The following is a 15,357-nucleotide window of genomic DNA, read 5'->3' as shown; positions in this document are numbered from 1 at the left end:
GTTGGCGGTACGTATAAAAACTATTAATTTAAAAATAAATAACATAATCAATAATACTATTGATACGGGAATATAATATTGTGTAGATCAGGTATTTTTTAGTTTTCTAATTTATCTTTTCGATTAAATAATCTCAAAGAGGTTAAAATTGCCCCAATCATACAAATAACCGCTGCAGTTATATATACAGTTTTCATGCCGTAAATAAATGCATCATTTCTTCCTACTACGTAATCTGTTACATGATATCCAATTTTATAGCTCATCATGCTATACAAAAGAGTAGTAGATAAAGCTATGCCGCATACCATTCCCAAATTTCTTACAAGTCCATTTATACTTCCTGCAATGCCTAGCTTATCCTTTGATACTGTTGACATTATTAAAGAAGTATTAGGTGATTGGAATAACCCAGTACCCAGTGACATAACCCCTATAAAAATTACCATGCTTATAGTTGAAGATTTCTCATTTAGAGTTGACATTAATATTAAACCTAAACTTAAAACTACTAACCCAATAAAAGTTAAAATTTCTGAGCCTATTTTATCTGAAAAATGTCCACTAAGAGGTGCCACCACAGACAAAACTAATGGATAGATCATAAGTAATAAACCAGTAGATGAAGGTGAAAAATTCATCACATCCTGAAGATAAAAAGGTTGAATAATACTTGAGCAAAAGATGGCTACAAAGGATATGAATCCACAAAAAATACTAAGTGAAAACAATTTATTTTCGAAAATTTCTAGCTGTAATAAAGGGTCCTCACATTTCTTTTCCACCATAACAAATACAATAAAAGAAATAATTGCGATTAAAAACCCTAATAAAATAATGGGCTGAGTAAATCCAACCTCTTGACCTTTACCTAAAGCTACAAATAGAGGAACTATAGCAAACATAAACAATAACGCTCCTGGTACATCTAATTTTCCTTTTGCTCTTTTGTGTTCTTTAGGAAGTATCTTAAAACTATAAAGTAAAGTTATTATACCTATTGGGACATTTATTAAAAAAATATATTCCCAACTAGTGGCTTGTACTATAAATCCTCCCAGTGGTGGTCCAACTAAAGCTCCAAGTGCCACGAAGGTTCCTGAGATTCCTAGTGCTTTCCCTCTTTCATTTGATGGAAATACTGCAGTGATAATCCCTTGGCTGTTTGCCATAGTGGCTGCGGCCCCTATTGCCTGTATTACTCTAGCCAGAACTAAAACAAACAGTGAACTTGTTACTCCACAAAATAAAGAACCGAGTGTAAATAAAGCTATACCAAACTTGAATATCTTTGTTTTAGAAACTATATCGCCCAATCTTCCAAAAACTAATATAGTTGCTGAAATTATAATTAAATAACTGGTTACTACCAGTTGAATACCTGCTGATGTTACATTTAAAGATTTAGCCATAACAGGTAAAGCTACATTTACAATGCTACTATCTAGGGTAGACATAAAAACTACCATTACAATTATAATTAGAATTACCCATCTATGTTTATTAATGCTATTATTTGCTGCTTCCATTTATATTCTCCTTTTATCCTTATAATTTAAAATTATTCATATTATTTAAAATCTTATTCAATGAATCTAGGGTAATAACTTTCTCCTTTTCACTTAAATCATTTGTTATTAGACCTTCCAACTTATGAATTTCATTGAGCACATTTGGAATTATAATCTTAGCCTCCTGTGTTAAATATAATTTATATGCTCTAGAATCGGCCTCATCCTCTTTTCTATCTAAGTATCCAAGGTTTATAAGTTTTGTGACAGTCCTAGCTGACATTGCCTTATCAAAACCTAATTCTTTACTTATTTTATTCTGGCTTATACCTTCATTTTCATTTAATACAAGTAAATATGGGTAAGAACCACTGCTTAATTCATATTTCTTTAACACCTTATCCAAATAAACCTGGGTGGTTCTAAAAATTTTATTATTGAGTTTAATTAAATGCATTATATCTTCTTTCAAAATTTAACCCCCTTATACTCAAGTATCTTAAAAAACTTCTTGTTTTAATTGACAAGTCAACCTTATTATAGAACGATTTTGTTGACTCGTCAACTATATATTTAAACCAAAAATACAGGTATATTTTAAAACTTCTGTAGAACATTATATATATATAGTAGGTTAAAAAATATTAATGATATGGAGGTGTATAAAATGTCAATGAAAAGTACAATTTATGAAGTTACAATAACAGAAGAGGGGCTTGAAAATTATAAAGCTGATACGATTACTGCAAAAGACATGGCTGAAAATTTAGGCATTGATGCCGTTATGACTGATTTTCAGTGGGATGAAGGTATAGAGGAAGGTTTAATTCTTACTGCCAGAATCATAGATGATATATCAGTAGAAGATGCTTTATCCGAATTGAAAAATGTTGACTATATTGATCATGTAGAAGAAAGTTAGCAAAATAAGTTGTGCCGCAATTTGGTAATATACCCCGGGAAATTTTCTGAAGGAGACTGCAACTGCCGATAATTATTATAAAAGGTAACGTAAGTTACGGACTTTTATCACTAATAGTAATATACTGTAATTAAAGAATTTAAGGGGGTAACAGTATGAAAAGCTTAATTAAAAATATAGAATTCTCAAAAGTAATTGATTTAAAGAATTTAATATCTTATCAAGAGGCCCAGGTTATAAGTAGAACGATTGCGCAGACACCATCTGTGAGTATTACATTATTCTCACTGGATAAAGGAGAAGGTATCAGCACCCACGTAACTCCTGGAGACGCTATGGTTCAAGTATTAGATGGTGAAGCGGAAATTACCATAGATAATGATATTTTCAATGTTAAGGCAGGCGAAACAATAATCATGCCTTCTAATGTTCCTCATGGACTTGAAGCTCGCGTAAGATTCCAAATGCTTTTAACGGTGATAAAAGGTTAAATAATTAAGGTTGTAGCAATAGTAGCTCCGCATATGCTTTTTTTTAAAAAAGCACTGAAAACTTTTCTGTTGATTAGTTTTTAGTGCTTTTGTTTGCCAGAAAATAAATAAGGGCTAGTAGCTGCAGTATCCTATTTTTTTAGAAACTTAATTTATTTTATTAAATTCGACAATTTATTTAAATAAAGACACCAATAATTACTAGCCTTTGGTATAATATAGTTATAAGATTTTAAAATAGTTGTATAAAATAAACTAATAAGGCATGTTAAAAAATAGACAAGCGTATTGACTTGTTATTTTTGAAGGTTCTTAAAGGGTTAAATTATCAATAATTAGTAAAATTGTATAAGAATAAGGAAAAGGTGGAGGAATAATTTATGATAATAATAAGAAACTTATTAGGGATTGTAATGTTATTTGGTGTTTTATATCTAGTATCAAATAATAAGGTCAATATTAATAAGAAATTAATTATTAAGGCATTTGCTATACAATTTGTAGTGGCAATCTTATTAGTTAAAGTTCCATTGGGAAGGGTAGTTATACAAAATGTATCAGATGGGGTTAGTAACGTTTTAAACTATGGTAGTGCGGGGTTAAACTTTATATTTGGATCATTAGCAGACGGAGCTGCACCAACAGGAATGGTATTTGGTATACAAGTATTAGGTAACATAATATTTGTATCAGCATTGGTTTCAGCTTTATTTTATCTAGGAGTTTTAGGGCTTGTAATTAAAATAATAGGTGGAGCAATAGGAAAGGTTATTGGAACAAGCAAAGTAGAAAGTTTTGTGGCAGTAGCAAATATGTTTTTAGGGCAAACAGATTCACCATTACTTGTAAGCAAGTATCTACCTAAAATGACTGAAAGTGAAATAATGCTAGTGCTTGTATCAGGTATGGGTAGTATGTCCGTTAGTGTAATAATGGGATATGTTGGTCTCGGAATACCTATGGAATATCTTTTAATTGGTAGTACATTAGTGCCACTCGGAAGTATAATTATCTCTAAAATATTAATTCCTGAGGCAGAAGTGGCGAGTGAAATAGAGAATTTAAAAATAGATAATAAGGGTGATAATGAAAACTTAATATCAGCTATTTCAGAAGGCGCATCTGCAGGGCTTAATATGACTCTTGGAATTGGTGCAGTACTTATAGCAATAGTAGCACTAGTTGCAATGCTTAATGGGTTTCTTGGAATCTTTGGAGTATCACTGGAAGGAATACTCGGATATGCATTTGCACCAATAGGTTATTTAATGGGTGTTCCGAATGACCAAGTATTACTTGCAGGGCAATTACTTGGAAGTAAGATGGCGTTAAATGAGTTTGTAGCATTTGGACAACTTGGTAAAGTAATTAGCACATTAGATTATAGAACAGGACTTATGCTTGCAGTATCATTAACAGGTTTTGCAAACATATCAAGTATGGGAATCTGTGTATCAGGAATATCAGTATTCTGTCCAGATAAGAGAGGACAACTATCAAAACTTGCTTTTAGAGGAATGATAGGTGGTTTCTGTGTAAGTATATTAAGCGCATTAATTGTAGGTTTAATTATTGCAATATAGAATATTAAAGTTAGTCATATAAAATAATAATATAAAAAAAGATATGGGATTCATAGTTTAAAATGAATCCCATATCTTTTTTTGTAAACTGAAGTTCTCTATTTGCTATAGTACATTTAATGATTTCCCTATCTTGAGATTTCTCAATGTTCTATATATAAACATAATAAACTAGTTTTACAACTTTTGAGTTCAAATTATCTAAAAATATATTATTGGTATTTTGGATTTAAATGACAGTAAATATGGTAAAATAATAAGAGAAAATGCGATTTTCAAGCGTTATATAATATGGAGGGAAGAGGCTATGACAGAAAAAGAAAAAATGTTAAGTGGAAAACCATATAAAGCATTCGGAGAAGAACTATTATCTGAACGTCAATATGCAAAAGAAATGATATTTGACTATAACACTCTACGCCCAAGCCAAGGTGAAAAGCAAATGGAAATTGTAAAAAAATTATTAGGTGTAGTTGGGAGTGGGTTCCATATAGAATCACCATTTCGATGTGACTATGGATATAATATTTCTATTGGAGAAAAATTTTATAGTAACTACAATTGTACTATTTTAGATTGCGCTAAGGTTACAATTGGTGATAATGTTATGTTTGCGCCAAACGTAAGCCTTTTTACCGCAGGTCATCCTATTCATTTTGAACCACGCAATGCAGCACTTGAATATGCATTTCCAATTAATATAGGCGATAATGTTTGGATAGGAGGTGGTGTTATAGTAAATCCAGGAATTACTATTGGTGATAATGTAGTGATTGGCTCTGGTAGCGTTGTAACTAAAGATATTGCATCTAATTCTATAGCTGTAGGTAATCCTTGTAAAATAATAAGAGAAGTTACAGAGGAAGATAAGAAATACTACTTTAAAAACTTTAAAATTAAATAAATAGGATTCTCCTATAAAATAGATATTTACAAATAACACCGGCAAGATAGCGGTGTTATTTTTTGTACGTCCAATGTAATTTATATTGTATAAAGGGATGACAAATAAATAAGTTGAACTTTCAACTAAACTAAGATATACTAATTATTAGTTGAAAGTCCAACTAATAATTAGTCATAAGGAGGTATAATAATGAGAAAATTAGAATGTAAGGTATTGCGATTTGTAGGAACATTATCTAGGGCTATAAACTCTAAATCCGATTTAAAATATAAAAAATTTAATTTGCAAAAAGGTCAATATATGTTTCTAACTAGAGTTTGTGAGAATCCTGGAATTAATTTTGTTAATTTATCAAGTATGCTAAAAGTAGATAAAACTACAACTACAAAAGCAGTAAAAAAGCTTATTGATATTGGCTATTTCAATAAACAACAAGATGAAATTGATAGGAGAGAATATAAATTAACTCCTACTAAAAAGGCTTTAGAAATATATGAATTTATTATGGATGAAGAAATTAAACAGTTAAAAATATCCTTTAAAGGTTTTAGTGAACACGAAAAGCAAATGGCAACTGAATTAATAAAAAGAATGAGTGAAAATATAGAAAAATATTGGCTCGATATTCGATATAAAAAATAAATCATAAGGGAAGTATTATGAATAAAATATTAAATACTATTATAAGAATGACATTAGGACTTTTATTATGTGCATGTGGAACTGTAATGGCTCTTAATTCTAAATTGGGATTAAGTCCATGGGACGTATTACATCAAGGCTTAGCAAAGGTAATTGGTATAAATATTGGACAGGCTAGTATTATAGTAGGAGTAGTTGTAGTGATAATCACTAGTATACTAGGACTTAAGGTGGGGCTAGGAACTGTAGCTAATATGATAGTAATTGGGTGTTTTATAGATTTAATAATATACACTAAAATTATTCCAATTTGTAGTAGTTTAATTACAGGGATATTAATGATGATAGGAGGAATGTTTGTAAATGCCATAGGAAGTTATTTATATATAGGATGTGAGATGGGATGTGGTCCCAGAGATGGACTTATGATTGCATTAGTGAAGCTTACTGGTAAACCAATAAGCTTAATAAGGTTATGTATAGAAATGGGAGCCTTAATTTTGGGTTGGATATTAAGCGGATTTGTTGGAATTGGAACATTTATTACTGTATTTGGAGTCGGATATTGTGTTCAAATAATTTACAAAGTATTTAAGTTTGATGTAAATGCACTAAGACAAAGAAACTTAAAACAAGGTGTTATATTTATTAATGAGTGTTTAGCAAATCAAAATAATTCAAGGTGATATTTGGGAGTAATAGATTAACAAAGTAGAAATATGGTAACTAATACAGAAGTTTATATATAGGCAAAACAGGAGCTATTTGTAGCTATAAGGAGGAGTGAAATGAAATTTAGAAAAGCAGTTGAAACAGATACTAATGATATAATGAGTATTATCATGCAGGCACAAGCATACTTAAAAAAACATGGGGTTAACCAATGGCAGAATAACTATCCCAATGTTGAAATAATAAGTAATGATATTGATAATAAAAATGGTTATGTACTGTTAAAAGACGATAATATTGTTGCTACGGCAGCAGTTTCTTTTGATGGAGAAAAAACATATGACTCTATTTATGAGGGGCAATGGATTAGTGATAATGAATATGCAGTTATTCATAGAATCGCTATTGACAACAATTATAAAGGATTAGCATTAGCATCACAGATTATCAAAAATATAGAGCAGATTTGTTTGAATAAAGGTGTGTACAGTATAAAAATGGATACACATGAAGAAAACTTATCTATGCAAAAGCTGCTTAAGAAAAACAAATTTCAGTATTGTGGAATAATTTATTTAGAAGATGGAAATAAAAGAATAGCTTTTGAGAAAACACTATACTAAAAAAATAGTCACAAAATCATGAGTAATCTTAATTAATGGATCTTCATTAGAATTACTTATGGATATATTTAATCATTCGTCAAAATCACAGACGTTAAGATACATTGGGATTACTGAAGAACAAAAGAGGGAAGTTTATTTGAAATCTAACATTGGATAGAAAAATGTACCCCTATTTCAAGCTAATATACATTTTTGGCGGAATAGGCAGAAACACCCAATATAAAAAATACCTCCTGTTAAGTTTATCGTATCTTAACAAGGAGGTATTTTATATAAATAATTCTTTAGCTCTTATTGACATTTTTTTAAAAAGTATTCTATGTGATGTGAAACTATTTCTTTACAATAATCTGTAAGATCAAATTCACCATTTTTTTGAGACCAATTGTATATCGTCCCCCTTGAGATTAGAAGCAATTCATCACGAATTTGATTTGCTCGATAATCAGTTCTCAAAACACTCTCATCCTGTGCTTTTTGTATGAGTATCAACAAATTGCTTGAAAGTGCGCGATTATCTGAGAGAAAAAATTCACTACCATGTGTCAATTGAGCCTTGTAAATTTGAGTAATAGCATCTACACCAAGCATCTTAGCATATTTCGTTTGATAACCAATATACTCTATTATCTTATCAATTATGTTCTCGGCCTGCAAATGATTAACCACATATTCATCAAAATATTTATCACATTCAGAATAGCCTTCGATTATTATACCTTCCTTGCCCTTCAAATGGTGATAAAAAGCTCCCGTTGACACTTCTGATTTTTCACATATTTGTTTTATAGTAATTGCATCATAGCCTTGTTCTTTCATCAATTTCAAAGAAATATCCAGAATATGGTTTTTGGTACTGATTGCCTGCTTTTGCCTGTTTGTCATCTCTTCCATAATATAACCTCCGCAACTCAAGGGAGTAGATAAATAGCTACTAATTATTAAATATTCATTGCTACTTCAAATGCGTCCCAAATAGATTTCATAATGTTCTTAACTTCCCTAGAATCCCCAATATTATATGTTTCCTTTTTACTTTTGTCAAGTATGCTTTGTAGTGGATTATGAGGCTCGTACCCTGTTGCAGCTATTATTGTGTCTGCGTTTAATATACTTTCTCCATCTTTATTAGAAACTTTAACACCATTCGAATCTATTTTTTCAATCTTTGTGCTAGTCATTACTTTAATATTGTTGAATGGAAGTAAATCCTTCATCATATCCCAGTTCATAAATGGCATATTGTGAGGACCACCGCAAATAACCGGAAGCATTTCTATTATGCTAACATTTCTGCCCATTTTTGACAACCAAAGACCGGTTTCACAACCAACAAGACCTGCACCTATTATTACAATATCTTTACCAGCCAAGGATGGATCCATTAATACATCAGCTGCATTTAAGATCTTTCTATCTGTGTCAAATTTAGGGATAAACGCCTTAGAACCTGTTGCAATTACAATAACATCAGCATCAGTTTTCTCAATCATCGACTCATCAGCAGTTGTATTTAATTGAACGTTAACTCCTAATATATTCATTTGTCTTTGATACCATTTGCATAGAGATCGGTCATCGCTCTTGAAATCAGGTATTCCACCTGGTATTAAGGTTCCACCTAATTTACCGCTCTTTTCAAGCAATGTTACATGGTGGCATCTCAACTTGCAAACTCTTGCAGTCTCCATACCTGCAAGTCCACCACCAATTATTAAAACACTCTTTTTTTTCATCGCTGGTGTTAAGTGATATGATTTTTCACGACCACATTGAGGATTTACTGCACAAGATAATGGTAGCCCATGAGCAATTCTTCCCATACACCCATCATGACAAGATAGACATGGCCTAATATCTTCCCACTCATCCGCTTTTATCTTCATAGGTAGATATGGGTCAGCCAAAAGTGGACGTCCAAAGGAAACAATATCACAAGAATTAGTATCAAATGCGTCATTAATCACGTCAGGGTCATCCATTCTACCTGAAATAGTGACTGGAACATCCACAACTTGCTTAACTTGTCTACCGAATTCTCTGTACATTCCCTTTTCGTTAAAATACATTGGTGGGTGATTCCAATACCAAGAATCATAAGTTCCAGCATCAACATTTAGCATATCATAGCCCGCTTCTACTAATATTTTAGCCGCGTCCAATCCTTCTTCTGTATCCTTACCAACTTCATTAAATTTTTCTCCTGGTAATGCGCCTTGACGAAGTCCCTTCATCATACTCTTAACACTGAAACGTAGTGAAACTGGAAAATCTTCACCACATTGTGCCTTGATTCCCTTAACTATATCAGTTGAGATTTTCAAACGGCCTCTTAAGTCTCCACCATATTCATCAACTCTTTTGTTAAAGAAACCGATTGCAAATTGATCTAAAAGATATCCTTCGTGTACAGCATGGACCTCAACTCCATCAAAACCTGACTGTTTTGCCACTGCTGCTGATTTTATGAAGTTTTCTATTAAAACTTTTATATCTTCAGTAGTCATTGCTTCATGAGTTAATCTTGGGTCAAAGCGGTTTTCTGCCTTTGAAGGAGCAATTGGCTTTTTATAGAGTCCAGGCATTGCAGAACGTCCCAAACCACCTGTCAATTGTAAAAATATTTTTGCATTATAAGAATGAATTCTTTCATTCATTGGAGCTGTTGACATATTAAAGCATAGTGGATTATAAGTAGGGCAAGGAAGTCCTTGTTCTGGAATTTCATTGTAGTCTACTGCACAAATACCTGTAATTATCAAACCTGTACCACCTTTTGCACGTTCAACGTAGTATTCTTGTGCATTTTCATTAAATCCACCATTGGAATCTGAATAGGCAATTAACCCCATAGGTGCCATAGCAATTCTATTTTTCAAGGTTAATTTATTTATTTTAATAGGTTCAAATAATCTATCTACTTTACTCATATTATTTACTCTCCTTTTCAATTGTTGAATTTTATTTATCCCAGTTTTCTGGTACAGGCTTAGTGATATATTCAGTTCCTAAGAATATAGGGCAAGCACCACCAAATTTACCAACGACACCATCAATCATCTTAATTGAATGAGGAACACCTGCTGGAATATAAACAGCACCTGGAGTTTTAATTTCGTAATAGTCATCACCTAAAGTTACTGCGATAGTAGCTGCATTTTCTTCTCCTAAAATTAAATACATTTCATCGCCATAATGAATATGTGGAGTTGCCTTTCCCATAGCTCCACTTTTAGCAGCTTTAATTACATCTTCAGTAATTGGCATCAATGCTGGGCAAACCCAAGCTTTAGCTTCTTCAACAAGGCCTGAACTCATTTGGATTGGAAATCCTTTGTCACCTATAGAACCTTGATGATCTGGTAAGCTTTTTTTCCAGTGTATTTCATTTACAACGAGATGTTTAGTATCATTCAATTTAAAAGGTTTTTCTGGAACAGGATTAGTGATGTATTCAGTTCCTAAATAAACAGGACAAGCACCACCAAACTTACCAATTATACCATCAATCATCTTAATTGAATGAGGAATGCCTGCTGGAATATAAACAGCACCTGGAGTTTTAATTTCGTAGTAGTCATCACCTAAAGTTACTGCGATAGTAGCTGCATTTTCTTCTCCTAAAATTAAATACATTTCATCGCCATAATGAATATGTGGATTTGCCTTTCCTATAGATCCACTTTTAGCAGCTTTAATTAGATCTTCAGTAATTGGCATCAATGCTGGGCAAACCCAAGCTTTAGCTTCTGGAACAATGCTAGAACTCATAATCACAGGAAAACCCTTACCTCCTATAGAACCCTCGTGATCTGGAAGACTCTCTTGCCAGCAAATTTCATTAACTACCAAATGTTCAAATTTCCTTTCCATAATAATTGCCCCCTTCTAATTGTATTGACAATATACCTCGTAGAGAATATTTACATAACATATTCACCGAATGTGTTATGTAAATATATTCTATAACAATGATAAAAAAATGTCAATAATATAATTAATAACCATAAAATTACAATTAAATTTACACTGCAAATTTAATTTTAGCCTATGGACTCAGAAAACTTGCCAGGTTCAAAAAAAACCTCAGTAGGGGTTGTGAGCCCTAACCCCCGTAATTCTTAATGCAAATAAGGTCATAAAACTCGAGATAAATCGCCTTCCCCAGTGTATTTTTTATTAGAAGAATTTGCTAACATAGGAAGAATACCGGAAATGCTTGAAATGTTGGGAACTATGAGAGGTCTAAGAGTTTATCCAATGGCAATATTGCAAAGTTTAGCACAATTAAAAAACATGTATGGAAATGATAGAACTAAAACTTTTATTGCGCAGTTTGATACTATAGCTGTTTTAGGAGTTAATGATTTAACTTCTGCAGAATATGTTTCAAAGTTACTAGGGACAAAAACAATCACGACAGAAAGTTCAAGTAAAAATCAGGGTCAAAAAACTATAAGCAAGAGTTACTAATCAAGACTATTGATTTTTGCAAACGAAGTAAGAGTGAGTAAACCAGATGAAGTATTAATAATACCTAGAGGATATCACCCTTGTAAAGTCTATAAAGCACAATATAAAAACTGGAAACAAAAAGAACTCATACGTCCAATATGTATTTACTAAAACATCTATATAAAGGAGACAGAAAAATGAAAAAATTAGTAGGGATCGGGTTATCCGCAGCAATTTTATTAGGAACAGTACCATTATCAGGTTGTTCTTTATTAGGAAAGAAGGCAAATGGTATCATTGCTTACGGAAGTGAACAACAAGTTAATAAAGTAATCGATGAAAACAAATCTGATATAAAAGAAAAAAACACATACAAAATGAAACTTGCAACATTTGTATATGTTAATCTAAAACTACCCCACAATTCTAATTGAAATATCCCCCACCTTACAGTAAACTTTCTTATGAGAGGCATCATAAGAGGGGGAAATGGAGATGATTAAATTGAGTGAAAAACAACACATCATAATATCGGCACATCTAAACGGAAAGTCTCAAAGGTCCATAGCTAGAGAGACTGGAATTGATAGAAAAACCATTAGTAAATATGTTAAAGAATACGAAGTGGCAAGACAAGAAATTTTGAATTTTAATGGAGGAATTGATGATATAAGAGAACTTCAGGACAGTATTGTTGAGAAACCTAAATACAATTGCATAAATAGAAAAAAGAAAAAATTAACCGATGAAATTATAAATAAGATAAAGGGGTATATTGAAGAAAACCAGCAAAAACGGCATGCCGGGAGGCATAAGCAGCAAAAAAAGAAAATTGATATATATGAAGCGTTAAAAGAAGACGATTACGATATAAGTTATCCAACTGTGAGTAACTATATAAATAAATTACTTGAGAATGGAGCCGAGGCATTTATAAAATCAGAATATGAGCTTGGGGATATTTGTGAATTTGATTGGGGGGAAGTAAAGTTAACTATTAATGCTGTGGATAGAACATTTCAAATGGCTGTATTTACATCTGCAAAAGGGAATTATAGATATGCACAGTTATTTGCTAAACAAAATTCAGAGTGTTTTCAAGAAGCTCATGCTTTGTTTTTTGAACATATAGGACAAGTATATAGAACAATCGTTTATGATAACATGAGAGTTGCAGTTAAAAAATTTGTAGGACCTACTGAGAAAGAACCTACGGATGCATTGCTTAAAATGTCCATGTATTATGGCTTTGATTTTAGGTTTTGCAATACTCGAGCTGGAAATGAAAAAGGTCATGTCGAGCGAAGTGTAGAGGTAGTACGACGTAAGTCTTTTTGTAAAAATGATAGTTTTAAATCATTAGAAGAAGCTAATAAATATCTGATGGAAACATGCGATAAATTGAATAGCCAACCACATAAAATAAAAAATATGAAGACTGCAAAAGAAATTCTTAATGAGGAAAGACAACATATGGGGCCTTATATTGCAAAACTTGACACTGCTAGGATAGAAGAACCTAGAGTGGATAAATATTCGACATTCTCAGTGAATACCTGTCGGTATTCTGTACCTGATATATATGTTGGAAAAAGAATATTCATAAAAATATATTCCAATGACATTGTTTGCTTTAGTGAGGGTAAAAAAATAGCTTCCCATGAAAGGAAGTTAGGATTTTATGAATGGTCTATTAAGCTTGAACATTATCTTAATACCTTTAAAAGAAAGCCAGGATCATTAGCTTCAAGCACTGCAATGCTACAAGCAGACCCTAGGATTCAAAACATCTATGATACCTATTATAACAAAAAAGAGAAAGATTTTATAGAATTACTTTTATTTATAGGTAAAAGTAATATCTCTAAGGTCCTAAATGCAATAAATTTATTAAATAAAATAAATCCTACGGATATAACAACCGAAAAAATAAAGTCTATTTGTAATAGAGATTATACTAATTTTATCGAAAATAATGTTATCCAACTAAATTCAACTGTTGAATTTGAACCTAACGGTTTACTAGATGTGTATAAATCTTTAATACCAATATCAACGGAAGATTTTAATAATGAGGTGGCTATAATATGATAAATAAGAAGAAATTATATAAAGATATTGAAGAATTAGCAATAGATCTTAAACTTGCAGGTATAAAAAACAACTTTGAGGTGGGTGCGAAAGATGCTTGCATTAATGACATAAGCTATGAAGAATTTCTTTACAAATTATTGGAAAAAGAATCTGTTTTAAGAAGTGAAAGTAGTAAACAAAATAGAATTAGAATAGCAAAGTTTCCTTATAAAAAATATATCGAAGATCTTGTAGTTGAAGATTTACCAGTTGATGCTAAAAAGAAATTAAAGACGTTAAGTTCACTTGAATTTATTAGTACAGGACAAAATGTAATTTTAGCTGGAAATCCTGGGACAGGCAAGACCCACATGAGTATTGGCCTTGGAATAAAAGCTTGTTTAGCTGGCTATAAAGTTCTTTTTATTACGGTATCATCGCTTATCACCCAATTAAAAGAAAGTCGTTCTCAGAAAGTATTAAGAGCATTTGAAAATAAATTTGATAAATATGATTTAATTATTGCTGATGAATTGGGATATATTTCTTATGATAAAGAAGGTTCAGAACTTTTATTTAGTCACTTATCATTAAGAGCAGGTAGAAAATCAACTATAGTAACCACAAATTTATCCTTTGAAAGGTGGAATGAGATATTTAAAGACCCTATTATGACCGCTGCAATGATCGATAGACTTACGCATAAGGCATATATAGTAAATATGAATGGTAACTCCTACAGATTAAAGGAAACTAAAGAATGGCTCGCAAAACAATAATAAAATTTCCCTTCACTATATAATTAATTTGGAGGGAATATTATTTTTTTTACAATTTTTGGTGGAGGAGTTTTGGGTTAGAATATGGGGGAGTTTTCACTTGACAAATACAACATTAGAAGGTAAGAAAGTACTTGTAATGGATAAAAAGACTGGTGAAGAACTAGTAAAGAAAGAATTATTAAGGAGAATTGTAAACAAAGATGACACAAAAGCAATTGATAAATTACCAGCTTTAACAGCTGAGCAAGGCGCATTATTGGCGAAAGAAGAAGTAAAAGACACGACAATTGATGGAACTAAATTGAAATATGAAGGTAATACAGTCATCGGTAACAGCCGTGCCTATGCAGATATGTTTGCAATTGTTGACGATGCTGCATACGAAAATGTGAAGGGCGAAGAAACTGAAAGTAATTACAAAGTAACAACATTTATCAACTATACTAACATTTTTTCATAATTAAATAATTCAATTATTTTGCTTAAAGGAAGAGAATACACAAAATAATTTACACCCTCCTGAAACCGCTCAAATGGTAATAATTAAATAGTAAATTATAAATAGGAAAAAGCTTTGTAAAAGTTACAAAGCTTTTCTTCATTCATGGAAAGTATGGTATAGTTACTGCGTCCGTACTTAATATTAGGACGATGGCGAATGCAAATTCGGGTAAACTGGGGACTCAGAAAAAA

Annotated in this window: 17 protein-coding genes; 12 read left to right on the top strand and 5 right to left on the bottom strand. The window is 31.7% G+C overall.

Going from position 1 to position 15,357, the window contains the following annotated elements:
• Window positions 1-98 precede the first annotated feature (98 nt).
• Together ACWJJ2_RS06465 and ACWJJ2_RS06460 are read right to left on the bottom strand one after the other, a co-directional pair.
• Window positions 99-1,529: an MFS transporter gene (locus ACWJJ2_RS06465; RefSeq protein WP_216303642.1), complete on the bottom strand. Its 1,431-nt coding sequence runs from the start codon at window positions 1,527-1,529 to the stop codon at window positions 99-101.
• A 19-nt stretch (window positions 1,530-1,548) separates the two neighbouring features.
• A complete protein-coding gene (locus tag ACWJJ2_RS06460; RefSeq protein ID WP_216303654.1) occupies window positions 1,549-1,968 on the bottom strand; it encodes a MarR family winged helix-turn-helix transcriptional regulator in 420 nt (139 codons plus the stop codon).
• 210 nt (window positions 1,969-2,178) lie between these two features.
• Between ACWJJ2_RS06460 and ACWJJ2_RS06455 the strand changes: the two genes are divergently transcribed.
• The 7 genes from ACWJJ2_RS06455 (at window position 2,179) to ACWJJ2_RS06425 (ending at window position 7,351) form a co-directional block, all read left to right on the top strand.
• Window positions 2,179-2,433: a hypothetical protein gene (locus ACWJJ2_RS06455; protein ID WP_462954026.1), complete on the top strand. Its 255-nt coding sequence runs from the start codon at window positions 2,179-2,181 to the stop codon at window positions 2,431-2,433.
• Window positions 2,434-2,588: 155 nt separating this feature from the next.
• Window positions 2,589-2,924 (top strand): cupin domain-containing protein, encoded by a 336-nt coding sequence (locus ACWJJ2_RS06450; protein WP_216303644.1) that lies wholly within the window; start codon window positions 2,589-2,591, stop codon window positions 2,922-2,924.
• Window positions 2,925-3,304: 380 nt separating this feature from the next.
• Entirely contained in the window at window positions 3,305-4,507 is a 1,203-nt protein-coding gene (locus ACWJJ2_RS06445) for a NupC/NupG family nucleoside CNT transporter (RefSeq protein WP_462954025.1), read from the top strand.
• Window positions 4,508-4,814: 307 nt separating this feature from the next.
• Window positions 4,815-5,411, top strand: coding sequence for a sugar O-acetyltransferase (locus ACWJJ2_RS06440; protein ID WP_462954024.1), 597 nt, complete (start codon window positions 4,815-4,817; stop codon window positions 5,409-5,411).
• A gap of 192 nt (window positions 5,412-5,603) precedes the next feature.
• Window positions 5,604-6,056 carry a MarR family winged helix-turn-helix transcriptional regulator gene (locus ACWJJ2_RS06435; protein WP_462954023.1) on the top strand — a complete coding sequence of 151 codons (453 nt, stop codon included), beginning with the start codon at window positions 5,604-5,606 and terminating at the stop codon, window positions 6,054-6,056.
• A 17-nt stretch (window positions 6,057-6,073) separates the two neighbouring features.
• Window positions 6,074-6,742, top strand: a complete 669-nt coding sequence (locus ACWJJ2_RS06430) for a YczE/YyaS/YitT family protein (RefSeq protein WP_462954022.1) — start codon at window positions 6,074-6,076, stop codon at window positions 6,740-6,742.
• Window positions 6,743-6,844: 102 nt separating this feature from the next.
• Window positions 6,845-7,351, top strand: a complete 507-nt coding sequence (locus ACWJJ2_RS06425; RefSeq protein ID WP_462954021.1) for a GNAT family N-acetyltransferase — start codon at window positions 6,845-6,847, stop codon at window positions 7,349-7,351.
• Between the two features lie 294 nt (window positions 7,352-7,645).
• Here the strand turns inward: ACWJJ2_RS06425 and ACWJJ2_RS06420 are convergent, their stop codons facing one another.
• From ACWJJ2_RS06420 to ACWJJ2_RS06410, 3 genes are read right to left on the bottom strand one after another with little or no spacing between them, the layout of a single operon-like run.
• Window positions 7,646-8,248: a TetR/AcrR family transcriptional regulator gene (locus tag ACWJJ2_RS06420; RefSeq protein ID WP_462954020.1), complete on the bottom strand. Its 603-nt coding sequence runs from the start codon at window positions 8,246-8,248 to the stop codon at window positions 7,646-7,648.
• Window positions 8,249-8,295: 47 nt separating this feature from the next.
• Entirely contained in the window at window positions 8,296-10,284 is a 1,989-nt protein-coding gene (locus ACWJJ2_RS06415; protein WP_462954019.1) for an oxidoreductase, read from the bottom strand.
• A 31-nt stretch (window positions 10,285-10,315) separates the two neighbouring features.
• Complete coding sequence (locus ACWJJ2_RS06410; protein WP_462954018.1) at window positions 10,316-11,227, bottom strand: hypothetical protein; 912 nt, start codon at window positions 11,225-11,227, stop codon at window positions 10,316-10,318.
• Window positions 11,228-11,521: 294 nt separating this feature from the next.
• Here ACWJJ2_RS06410 and ACWJJ2_RS06405 point away from each other — a divergent pair, with 294 nt between their 5' ends.
• The 5 genes from ACWJJ2_RS06405 to ACWJJ2_RS06385 all read left to right on the top strand — a co-directional run bounded on the left by ACWJJ2_RS06405 (window position 11,522) and on the right by ACWJJ2_RS06385 (window position 15,124).
• A complete protein-coding gene (locus ACWJJ2_RS06405; protein WP_462954017.1) occupies window positions 11,522-11,827 on the top strand; it encodes a type IV secretory system conjugative DNA transfer family protein in 306 nt (101 codons plus the stop codon).
• Window positions 11,828-12,006: 179 nt separating this feature from the next.
• Window positions 12,007-12,243, top strand: a complete 237-nt coding sequence (locus tag ACWJJ2_RS06400) for a lipoprotein BA_5634 family protein (protein ID WP_462954016.1) — start codon at window positions 12,007-12,009, stop codon at window positions 12,241-12,243.
• Window positions 12,244-12,304: 61 nt separating this feature from the next.
• A complete protein-coding gene (gene istA / locus ACWJJ2_RS06395) occupies window positions 12,305-13,900 on the top strand; it encodes an IS21 family transposase (RefSeq protein ID WP_462953320.1) in 1,596 nt (531 codons plus the stop codon).
• Window positions 13,897-14,661 (top strand): IS21-like element helper ATPase IstB, encoded by a 765-nt coding sequence (gene istB / locus ACWJJ2_RS06390; protein WP_258876041.1) that lies wholly within the window; start codon window positions 13,897-13,899, stop codon window positions 14,659-14,661. The genes istA and istB overlap by 4 nt, the downstream gene beginning before the upstream one ends.
• 100 nt (window positions 14,662-14,761) lie before the next feature.
• A complete protein-coding gene (locus tag ACWJJ2_RS06385) occupies window positions 14,762-15,124 on the top strand; it encodes a lipoprotein BA_5634 family protein (RefSeq protein WP_462954015.1) in 363 nt (120 codons plus the stop codon).
• The last annotated feature ends 233 nt before the right edge of the window (window positions 15,125-15,357 follow it).

The organism is Clostridium sp. CM039, assembly GCF_055081075.1.
The sequence above is the reverse complement of the archived record's forward strand: the minus strand, read 5'-3'. Positions and strand labels throughout refer to the sequence as shown.

Excerpts from the sequence above, each read along its gene's own strand:
- ACWJJ2_RS06430 (WP_462954022.1), top strand. The coding sequence starts at position 6,074 with ATGAATAAAATATTAAATACTATTATAAGAATGACATTAGGACTTTTA.
- ACWJJ2_RS06440 (WP_462954024.1), top strand. The coding sequence starts at position 4,815 with ATGACAGAAAAAGAAAAAATGTTAAGTGGAAAACCATATAAAGCATTC.
- istB (WP_258876041.1), top strand. The coding sequence starts at position 13,897 with ATGATAAATAAGAAGAAATTATATAAAGATATTGAAGAATTAGCAATA.
- ACWJJ2_RS06445 (WP_462954025.1), top strand. The coding sequence starts at position 3,305 with ATGATAATAATAAGAAACTTATTAGGGATTGTAATGTTATTTGGTGTT.
- ACWJJ2_RS06400 (WP_462954016.1), top strand. The coding sequence starts at position 12,007 with ATGAAAAAATTAGTAGGGATCGGGTTATCCGCAGCAATTTTATTAGGA.
- ACWJJ2_RS06420 (WP_462954020.1), bottom strand. The coding sequence starts at position 8,248 with ATGGAAGAGATGACAAACAGGCAAAAGCAGGCAATCAGTACCAAAAAC.
- istA (WP_462953320.1), top strand. The coding sequence starts at position 12,305 with ATGATTAAATTGAGTGAAAAACAACACATCATAATATCGGCACATCTA.
- ACWJJ2_RS06450 (WP_216303644.1), top strand. The coding sequence starts at position 2,589 with ATGAAAAGCTTAATTAAAAATATAGAATTCTCAAAAGTAATTGATTTA.
- ACWJJ2_RS06465 (WP_216303642.1), bottom strand. The coding sequence starts at position 1,529 with ATGGAAGCAGCAAATAATAGCATTAATAAACATAGATGGGTAATTCTA.
- ACWJJ2_RS06435 (WP_462954023.1), top strand. The coding sequence starts at position 5,604 with ATGAGAAAATTAGAATGTAAGGTATTGCGATTTGTAGGAACATTATCT.
- ACWJJ2_RS06460 (WP_216303654.1), bottom strand. The coding sequence starts at position 1,968 with ATGCATTTAATTAAACTCAATAATAAAATTTTTAGAACCACCCAGGTT.
- ACWJJ2_RS06455 (WP_462954026.1), top strand. The coding sequence starts at position 2,179 with ATGTCAATGAAAAGTACAATTTATGAAGTTACAATAACAGAAGAGGGG.
- ACWJJ2_RS06425 (WP_462954021.1), top strand. The coding sequence starts at position 6,845 with ATGAAATTTAGAAAAGCAGTTGAAACAGATACTAATGATATAATGAGT.
- ACWJJ2_RS06415 (WP_462954019.1), bottom strand. The coding sequence starts at position 10,284 with ATGAGTAAAGTAGATAGATTATTTGAACCTATTAAAATAAATAAATTA.
- ACWJJ2_RS06410 (WP_462954018.1), bottom strand. The coding sequence starts at position 11,227 with ATGGAAAGGAAATTTGAACATTTGGTAGTTAATGAAATTTGCTGGCAA.